The 9226-nt window shown below is 44.7% G+C and carries 13 protein-coding genes; 12 read left to right on the top strand and 1 reads right to left on the bottom strand.

Annotation, left to right across the window (positions count from 1 at the left end; all coding sequences use genetic code 11):
- Nucleotides 1-22 precede the first annotated feature (22 nt).
- Nucleotides 23-256 (bottom strand): hypothetical protein, encoded by a 234-nt coding sequence (locus ACTJJS_RS05075; RefSeq protein WP_440662713.1) that lies wholly within the window; start codon nt 254-256, stop codon nt 23-25.
- A 179-nt stretch (nt 257-435) separates the two neighbouring features.
- Here ACTJJS_RS05075 and ACTJJS_RS05080 point away from each other — a divergent pair, with 179 nt between their 5' ends.
- From ACTJJS_RS05080 to ACTJJS_RS05135, 12 genes are all read left to right on the top strand, one after another.
- On the top strand, nt 436-831 hold the full coding sequence (locus ACTJJS_RS05080) for a hypothetical protein (protein WP_440662714.1): 396 nt from the start codon (nt 436-438) through the stop codon (nt 829-831).
- Between the two features lie 475 nt (nt 832-1306).
- Nucleotides 1307-2146 carry a hypothetical protein gene (locus tag ACTJJS_RS05085; RefSeq protein ID WP_440662715.1) on the top strand — a complete coding sequence of 280 codons (840 nt, stop codon included), beginning with the start codon at nt 1307-1309 and terminating at the stop codon, nt 2144-2146.
- 9 nt (nt 2147-2155) lie between these two features.
- Nucleotides 2156-2593 carry a hypothetical protein gene (locus ACTJJS_RS05090; RefSeq protein ID WP_440662716.1) on the top strand — a complete coding sequence of 146 codons (438 nt, stop codon included), beginning with the start codon at nt 2156-2158 and terminating at the stop codon, nt 2591-2593.
- A 148-nt stretch (nt 2594-2741) separates the two neighbouring features.
- Nucleotides 2742-3263: a terminase small subunit gene (locus tag ACTJJS_RS05095; RefSeq protein ID WP_440662717.1), complete on the top strand. Its 522-nt coding sequence runs from the start codon at nt 2742-2744 to the stop codon at nt 3261-3263.
- Complete coding sequence (locus ACTJJS_RS05100; RefSeq protein ID WP_440662718.1) at nt 3260-4693, top strand: PBSX family phage terminase large subunit; 1434 nt, start codon at nt 3260-3262, stop codon at nt 4691-4693. Before ACTJJS_RS05095 ends, ACTJJS_RS05100 begins: the two co-directional genes overlap by 4 nt.
- 1 nt (nt 4694) lies before the next feature.
- The gene (locus ACTJJS_RS05105) at nt 4695-4907 is read left to right on the top strand and encodes a hypothetical protein (protein WP_440662719.1); all 213 of its coding nucleotides are present in this window, start codon (nt 4695-4697) and stop codon (nt 4905-4907) included.
- Nucleotides 4907-5788, top strand: coding sequence for a phage protein Gp36 family protein (locus tag ACTJJS_RS05110; protein ID WP_440662720.1), 882 nt, complete (start codon nt 4907-4909; stop codon nt 5786-5788). The genes ACTJJS_RS05105 and ACTJJS_RS05110 overlap by 1 nt, the downstream gene beginning before the upstream one ends.
- Nucleotides 5789-5790: 2 nt before the next feature.
- Nucleotides 5791-5997 (top strand): hypothetical protein, encoded by a 207-nt coding sequence (locus ACTJJS_RS05115; RefSeq protein ID WP_440662721.1) that lies wholly within the window; start codon nt 5791-5793, stop codon nt 5995-5997.
- The gene (locus ACTJJS_RS05120; RefSeq protein ID WP_440662722.1) at nt 5994-7412 is read left to right on the top strand and encodes a phage portal protein family protein; all 1419 of its coding nucleotides are present in this window, start codon (nt 5994-5996) and stop codon (nt 7410-7412) included. Before ACTJJS_RS05115 ends, ACTJJS_RS05120 begins: the two co-directional genes overlap by 4 nt.
- On the top strand, nt 7409-8146 hold the full coding sequence (locus tag ACTJJS_RS05125) for a phage head morphogenesis protein (RefSeq protein ID WP_440662723.1): 738 nt from the start codon (nt 7409-7411) through the stop codon (nt 8144-8146). Before ACTJJS_RS05120 ends, ACTJJS_RS05125 begins: the two co-directional genes overlap by 4 nt.
- A gap of 23 nt (nt 8147-8169) precedes the next feature.
- On the top strand, nt 8170-8628 hold the full coding sequence (locus tag ACTJJS_RS05130; RefSeq protein WP_440662724.1) for a phage virion morphogenesis protein: 459 nt from the start codon (nt 8170-8172) through the stop codon (nt 8626-8628).
- Nucleotides 8629-8633: 5 nt separating this feature from the next.
- Nucleotides 8634-9170, top strand: a complete 537-nt coding sequence (locus ACTJJS_RS05135; protein ID WP_440662725.1) for a hypothetical protein — start codon at nt 8634-8636, stop codon at nt 9168-9170.
- The last annotated feature ends 56 nt before the right edge of the window (nt 9171-9226 follow it).

Genomic DNA, 9226 nt, shown 5'->3' on the forward strand with positions numbered 1-9226 from the left:
GTGTTGGATTAAAGTGGTGTGATTAAATGTTTGCGATTCTTGCGGTTCTCTCTGCCTTGCGCCTCCTGGCCTCTTTCACAACGGCTTCTAACGTGTCTATTTTATGGCTATCTCCCCTCAGCACTTCCCATACCGTTTGCTCTCGCGGGGACGTTATCTCACCTCTTGCATAAAGATCAGAGCAGATGCCTTTCACATTTTCCCCCCTCAAAACTGCCCTGATCTCTTTTTCTTTTTTAGGCCCTATCAACTTCATAAACCGTAGTTATACGTATTGTTCTTTTTAAGTATCTTCACTCGTCGTTTTTCGGTTGCTTTGCCGTAGCTTTGCCGCCGTTGACAATACAAATATATGTCGGATTATGTAAGATAACAAGACAAATGTAGGAAAATATGAAATTTTCGACGTTGTCTAAAATTAACGCCATTTATTAAATGAACTTGCAAGAAACCCTGTCGCAGTTAGTTGAAATCGTAAAACGGAACACATATAAGGAGGGGAAAAAGATATCCATGGGGGAGATTGCTGAAAGAATGCAACTTTCGAGGCAGCACCTATCAGCATTGTTGAACGGAAAGGAGGAAGTGAAACAGCGCCACATTGATATGTTCCATTTGAAGTTTCAGAGGGAATTGGGAGCCGACGCTGGAAGGCCAGCGCCGGGAGACCCAATGAACCCGATTACAGCTTTAATGTTGGCACTCCTTGAAGATTACGCAGAGTGGAAGGCAGAAGAAACGGGTGTAACGTTTGAGGATGTTAAGCGTGCAATTGCCGCAAGAGGTAAGAGAAAGCTAGAAGGTTTAGACTCTTGGCTTCCTGGAAAGTAGGCACACGCCCATTCTCTTCTTTTTTGATTGCTACTGTTGGTTGTAGGTGTTTGTTTGATCTTGGCAATTTTGTTTTGGTCGGTGGGATAGTCTCAATTGGTTTGTGCTTTTTCGTACGCTTCATTTCATACAGTGATTTAAGGTTACAGGATAAAAGTGAGGGAGACATATCATTGTTGGCGTAATCGTGGATACAGGGTTACATGACTGTGTGATTTTTCGGTTAATAAATAAGGGTTGAAGTAGTGGTTGGTCGGCAAACTGAAATTATATTTCCGGTGCGCCATGTATATGCGCACTGCGGAATATTCGCAAAAATTCATTTTCGTACGGGTTGTGTCGGTGAATAAAAGATAAAATTAGTACGGTTTCCCGTAACCCAGGAGGTTCCTTTTAATATACAATTGTTAAGCGGTTGTTATCGAATATCGCTTAACAAACCGAAAATCTTCATTTACAATTGTTTATATCCACTATGAAAAGCATATTGTTATTCTGTTTAGCCTTCCACCTATTTGCGTCTCCGATGGTGGCTCAGTTACGCTGCCTTACTGCAAAAAAATACCTTGAACTTAAAGGGCCAAATGATAGGACAGTTAATAAGGTAGCAGCAATATGCTTCAATGACAATTACTTCTCTTTCTATACCCCGGAATACGGCGACAGATATTTTAAGATGGCTCATGTTCGTTATGATACCATTAAAGGTGGCTTTGTGCGTCAAACATTTATGAATGAGGAAAACAGCACAATGCCATTCGGGGAATATAGTGTTGAGATAACTTACGAAAAGGTAAAAACAGTAGTCATATCATTTACCAAATTTAATAGTGCTATTGTGGTCCAATCGCCAACATTTTTGGGCAGTATGGAGCCGATATACAGTAGAGTGCCAAATAATCTAGCCAAGGCGGATAGTCTTGCAAAAGCAGCACCCAAACCCATAACTTCTAATTCTCCAACAGCCGAACAGCATAAAGAGGTGGTATACACTTCCCCTGAGGTCAAGCCAAAATTTCCTGGCGGGATAGATTCGTTGATTGAATATTTAAGATCAAATGCATCAATACCCGATAATCACAATGGAGTATTGCATACTAAATTTGAGATAGATAGCAATGGAGTTGCAAAACATTTTGATGTTTTAGGGCAATATCCGGAAGGTGAGATTGATAAAAAAATTTTGCAGACATTAAAAGTTATGCCCAATTGGAAGCCAGCGGAGTATAAGGGCAAAAGGGTAACTTCAGAGTTACGGCTTTCTGTAATTTGTAATCCAAGCCACATAAGCAAGATATCTATTAATATATATTAAATTTAAACTATGAAAAAACTACTTTTAGGAACATTCATACTGTTGGCATTCAACATTGCTGTCATTATTACTCAAATGAGCTGTAAAAAAGAAGCAAAGGCGGATCCGAATCCTACTACGACGCCCGGCCTGGTACAGCAAAATACTATTTTGCTTTATACAGGAGATACTAATCCCGCAAATAATGTTAATCCATCTCTCTGGCTTTTGGATTTGGATGGCAATTTGAAAAGTAAAATTTCACCGTTTACCGTGCCGGCAGGATTCAAGTATATCAATTCAAAATTGACTCCAGACGGGAAACGTATTATTTACAGCGTAGCTCCTATTGATCAGTATGGGGCCGTCAAAGTATTTTCGATTAATGTTGACGGTACAGGGGCAAAAGAGATTTTCAAAAATGATTATAGCAAGTCGGCCTATTTGTTCTTGGAAGGAGCGTATTAACTGTCCTGCGTATTATAAGCCGGCCCAATGCCGGCTTTTCTTTTGTTTATATATTTCTGAAATTACTATAAGTACAGTATAGGCTATAGTTTCAGAATATTTTGAAAATATTGAGAATTTCATATCTTTGGTGTGAAATGACTTTGTGATGGGGGAATCGAAGAAGAGAAAAGTATTTCAGCAAAACAACCAACTTTGGAAATTGCGGTCTAAACACGGCCGCGAAAAGCTGTTTGCCTCCCCAGAACTCCTATCTGAAGCAGCCACAGAATATTTTGACTACTGTGATAGTACCCCCATACTGAAGGAAGACTACGTAGGTGGCTTTGCCACACGTGTTCTTCGTGAATTGCCTCGCCCGTATACCGTGGCGGGGTTTTGTTTGTATGTCGGTGCGTCTCGCCACTGGTGGAATGAGTTTCGGAAATCGTGCTCAACGAAAAAGGAGCACGGTGATCAAATAGCAGCAGATTTTTTGGAAGTGATTACGTGTATAGAGGATATGATCTATAACCAGAAGTTCGAAGGCGCCGCGGTAGGGTTGTTCCAACAAAACCTCATATCCCGCGACTTGGGTCTTGTGGATAAGAAGGAAGTAGAGCAGACGGTCATTACAGTGGAGAGCCAGGATGATGATGATCCGGAATTGAACGAAGATGACGAATTATGATCCGTGTTGTTTGGGCCAAGTGGCGGAGCATCATCAACCAGAAGTTTCTGCGCCTGGTGAAGTGCCGGGATCGGTTTATCATCCTTTACGGCAGTCGGGGTAGCAGTAAATCGGACTTCATAGCAAAGAAACTGGTATACAATTGCCTGACGCATAAATACTTCAAATTCATACTGTACCGTAAAAAGTACAACACTATACAGGAAAGTAGTTATGAGAACATAAAGCAGACGATCATAACACTCGGACTACAGCAGCTCTTTACATTTAGGACAAGCCCCCTGGCGATTATCTGTAAAAACGGCAACCGATTCATCGCCCGCGGGGGTGACGACCCGGCAAGCCTTAAATCCATAAAAGACCCTACCGGGGTCTGGTATGAAGAGGATGTGCCACCTGAAGAAGATTTTGCTACTATCAGCCTCACCATACGGTCGGATAGGGCGGATTGCTTACAGGAGATCTTTACCATAAACCCGGAGATAGAGGGAGACTTTACAGAGAACTGGTTTTGGAAGCGGTTTTTTGAGGGCCACAATGAGCTATCATACCGGACTAATACCGCCATCGAGGTTGAGGGCCGGCAGGTGAAATTCGCCGTTACGGTTCATCACTCTGTCTATCAGGACAACCGGTGGTTGCCAGACCAGGTAAAGGCCCAGATCGAGGGGTATAAACAGACAAACCCCTACCTCTATTCTGTATATGCGAAAGGGTTATGGACCAGGAAGCAGACAGGGGGGAATTTTTACAAGCTCTTTGACCGTGCCAGGGATACCGGTAATACGGCGTATGACCCGTTACAGGCTCTTCATATCAGTTTTGACTTTAACGTCAATCCGTATATGACCTGCTGTATATGGCAGATAGACGGTAAGCACGCCCGGCAGATCGATGAGATTTGCCTCGAAACGCCGAATAACCGCACAGAGAACGTCTGTCGTGAATTTATTCGCCGGTATCCAGGTCATGCTGCGGGGCTGTTCATCTACGGTGATCCCAATGGAAAGAAAGAGGATACCCGGTCGGAAAAGGGACAAAACGACTATGTGATCATCATGCGGGCGCTTAGCCAATACCGGCCAGCTTTGCGGGTAGCAAATGTTGCGCCGGCGGTTGTAATGCGCGGCAACTTCATAAACACCGTCTTTGCTTTCAGGTACGATGGTCTGTTATTCACAATAGGTAACAACTGTACAAAGACTATTTCGGACTATATGTACCTGAAAGAAGCGGCGGATGGCACAAAGGCCAAGATAAAAGAGAAGCACCCGCAGACGGGTATCTCTTACGAGAAATACGGGCACACCAGTGATGCGAACGACTACTTTATGTGTTATGCCTTCGCTGCTGAGTTTACCCGATACCAGAAAGGTGGGGTGGTGACGAAGCCGACAACCGGAAAGAACATAAGCAAAAACAGTTACTGATATGAACGATAAAATCAGAATATCAAAAGCAGCATACTATACTATTTGTGATAAGATCGGAGAGATGAAGAAAGAGGAATGTTTAGCCGACGCGGAAGTGGGGCGGCTGCAAAGTGAATTATATTATGCGACTGAAAAGCGAGATAATATTAGGCAAAAAAGGATAGACCTGCAGTCTACCCTTGACAGTGTTGACCGTAAGCTACTTTACTAATGAACTACCTAACCAACGCAGATTTCAAAAAGCAGATACAAGATGCAAACCTGAGCCAGGTAATCGGGTCAGACCCATCCATCCTGGATAGCGCGGTAAGTACTGCTATTGAAGAGGCGAGCAGTTACCTGGTTCAGAAGTACGATCTATCGGCCGAGCTGCAAAACATCCAGCCTTACAGCCCAACATTGGCTACCTACAAAGCCGGTAGCCGGGTTGTACTGGATTATCCACTATATGCGCCGGCAACCGCCTATGTCATTAACGACTGTGTCACCAATGCCGGCAAGGCCTATAGGTGTATTAGTGCTACTACCGGAGTATTCGACCCCTCAAAGTGGGAGTTGCTTGGCGATGCCGGTAGTATGTTTTATGCCGCTTATCCACAACCTCCATTCAACCTCTACCAGCAATATGCTGTAGGGGATAAGGTTTTTTACAAAGATGTCGTGTATACCTGCCGGGTAGCTACGATAGATTTGAGCCAAGAAGGTGCGTTACAATACCGGGATTATCAAAACCTGCCCTATCCTAATATCTTCCCGGACAACGTAAATGAGGGCCAAAAATTCTGGGGTATCGGAGTTCATTACTCCATACCTGCCGGCACGCCGGTAACCAATACCGCAGTATGGACAGCCGGTGATACCCGTAGCCAGCAGCTGGTTACCTACATGGTGGACATTGCGTTGTACCATGTACATAGCCGTATCGCCCCCCGGAATATCCCGGAGCTACGAGTTAAGCGGTATGATGACGCTATCGATTGGTTGAAGAAGTGCGCTAAAGGCGATGTGACGCCTGCTATGCCGGCAAAACAACCCCACCAAGGTGGCCGCATCCGGTGGGGCGGCCCAATTAAAAACATAAACAGCTATTGAGGATGAACAAAGAACAAGTAATAGAATTGATTTCCTTCCTTTTGATATTAATGTTAGTCGTGGGATTGGCCATGGTTGATATTCTTTCGTGGGGGTTGGCCATAGATAAATTTGGGAGCTTCGGTGTTGCCGCTGGTCTTATACTGAATGCCCTCGCCGGCCTCTATATCATTGGCCGGTATGTGAAACCGTCAAATGAAGTCAAATGAGCTTTTTCGGGAATATACAAAACGCTGTTCAATTTGGCTTAGGTGGTCAGCCCACTAGGCCGGCCACTATCGCTGACCCCAAAAGCAGCGGGGCGATTCGAAACCTGAGTAAGATTATTGCGCCGGTACAATTGCAACGCCTCCGCCATGACATACAAATGTGGAGAGAGGCAGTTACGGAAGCGGAACTCGCATGGTATCCACATAGGGTCAGGATGCAGCGGCTGTTTATTGATACTATCCTGAATGGGCATGTAGGCTCACTTATGGAGCGCAGGGCGGATCTATCATTGCTCCGTGATTACAAACTGTGTGATAAAAAAGGTATCGAGAGCGAGGTAATGACGCAGTACTTCGAAGAACAGGATTGGTTTTCCGATTATTTGGGATATGGAATTGACACACTGTTCTTTGGTTACTCCCTTGTATCACTGGGTGATATAAAGGATGATGCTTTCCCTGATCTTTCGCTTGTGCGTCGTTGGAACGTGTCGCCTGATCGCCTGCAGGTTACACAGCTTGTATATTCTCTTGATGGGATCAACTTCATGGAAGAACCATATAGTGATTGGCATATATGGATGAGAACCAAAAGCGAAACGGGCGTCAACAATTGCGGTTATGGACTATTCTATAAGATTGGTCTTTATGAAATACTACTACGCAATACATTAGGTTATAACGCAGATTTTGTGGAATTGTACGCGATGCCTTACAGGCTAGGCAAAACTTCAAAAACCACCGAAACAGAGCGGGCCGAGATGGAGCAGGCACTTCAGAGTATGGGATCTGCCGGCTATGCGATCATAGACCCTATGGATGAAATACAGTTCCTCGAAAGTAAGTTGGGGGGCACCGGATGGGAATCTTATGACAACCTTGAACAGCGCTGTGTCAAGACTGTCACAAAGCTTGTTCTTGGGCATGAAGATGCTATGAGTAGTACGCCTGGGAAATTGGGAGCAGGTGGCGCCAAGGAGGACAACCCTATTACAATTGCTATTCTATCAAAACAGACTAAAGACGGACACTTTCTTGAATCTCTAGTAAACAAGCAGTTGCTACCGAGAATGCGAAAACTTGGATTTCGTATCCCAGACACTCTTCATTTTGAGTTTAAAAATGATGAAGAGAAGGAAGCATTTAGGCGCCGGGAGGACGAAAGCAATCAAGCAACAGCTAAAATATTCCAAACCATTAGTCAAGCGGGAGGCAGTCCTGACTGGGATTATTTTACAGACCGCACAGGCATTAAAGTAAATCCAGCCGCCCCAAAAGTAGAATCTGTAAAAGGAGGCGATACAAAAGAGGTCGAAGAAGAGGATGTGGATGCTGACGATGACGAGGATGATGTTGAAATCACCCAAAGTGTCCAGAACATACAGAATCAAATCACTAAACTATATGGCAGATGAAGCCGGCGGCGGTAAATAAAATGCTGAAAGGCGTGTATTCGGGCGAGATAACCGCGCGGAAGCTACCGGTTAAGTACTACCAGTCCACGGTAAAGGATTTCAAAAAAACACTTATCGAGGGGTTTGGTAGCATGGCAGGTGAAAAGGAGTTTTTCGAAGACCTGAGTATAAATATTCAGGCCTTTACTGGCGCCAAGACATACCAGATGACCCGGGAGTTACAGGCGGCGAAACGTGGAACGAAGAGTTACAAGGAGTTTGCGGATAAAGCACTGCCGGTATACGAGAAGTACCAAGTTTGGGCTGAAGCGGAACGGGATACGATCATGGCGCAGGCTCAGAACGCAAAGCGTTGGAAACAGATAGAGTTTGACGCGGATATATACCCTAACCTGCGATATTCTGCTGTAATGGATTCTGTAACCTCTGACATCTGCCGCGCTTTAGATGGGCTTTGCTTGCCGGTAAACCATCCGGCATGGCGTACAAAATCACCAACTAACCACTGGAATTGCCGGTGTACGTTGATTCAGGAAGATAAAGATGCTAAGATCACCAGTAAGGCCAAAGTGTCCAGCTTGATGGCTGAGGTAGATAGTAAGATGCCGGGATATTTTCAAAACAACGTCGGTGCTACCGGCGAAGTATTTACCAAAGAGCATCCCTACTTCACCGAAGTGCCTAAAAGAGATGCCGCCTATGCCCGAAGAAATTTCGATTTGCCAATAATGTGACAAAATAAACCCGCTACAGCATAATGGAAAGACAGAAGTTCAACTTCGATGTAGTAATGAATAACTTCAAAAAGAATGGGTTAAAGCTGGCCAGGAAGATCGGTATTGCCCATAAGAACTATTTTCTGAAGTCATTCGATAAACAGGGTTGGGGCGAAAAGCCATGGAAAGAAGTAAAGCGCCGTATAAGAGGGACGCCGGAGTATAAATATCCGAAACGGAAAGGCCTCAGCCGCCGTAAGCGTAAAATACTTATAGGCAAAGGAGCCTTGCGCCGCGCGGTGAATAACAGTATGAAATCGGTAACCGCCCAAAGGATACAGTTCGTTGTAAATCGGCCGTATGCTACCATTCACAACGAAGGCGGCAGAATGGGCAACGGGGGTAAAATGCCCAAGCGGCAATACATAGGGTGGAATAAAGAAACCAATAAGATCGCCAAACAGATTTTGAATCAATACGTATTAGAAAACTTTAAATAGGTGGCATGGCCGGGATAAAACAACCGATACTCGATATTCTGAATCTCCTGAAAACCATCCCTGATTTTCAGATTGTACGGATTTGGAATAATCAGATTGACTATGAAAAGGGTGGTGAGTATTACAATTTCCCAAAGCCGGCAGTGTTTTTGGAAACGGTAGACGGTTCGACATGGGATACCTTGGCCCTCGGCATCTCTTCAGCAGATCTCATTTTCCGTGTTCACATTGCACATGAGTGTTATGATGCACAGGATGGAACTTTCGAACAGGACCTGATTGTTTTTGATCTCCGGGACGCTGTCCTGGAGAAATTGCAGCTGTTTCACCCAACCGGCTGCGGTCCGATGACCAAAATACTGGAAGCACAGGACTATGAGCATGACAACATTTACCACTATACAATTGATTTCGCAGTCAACTTTATTGATACCAAGGGATCACCCCTTGACCCGGATAGTGGTAAGTTCATTACGAAAGACCCGCCAACCGGTTTGCAGGTGCAGGTGAATGTAGTGGACAATATTCCCGGGGGTGGATAACAACACGCAATTCCCCCGCGATTTCTACATTGATCGCTACGGCCGGGCCGCAATAT

The organism is Chitinophaga sp. 22308, from assembly GCF_052045305.1.
Lineage (GTDB): Bacteria > Bacteroidota > Bacteroidia > Chitinophagales > Chitinophagaceae > Chitinophaga > Chitinophaga varians_A.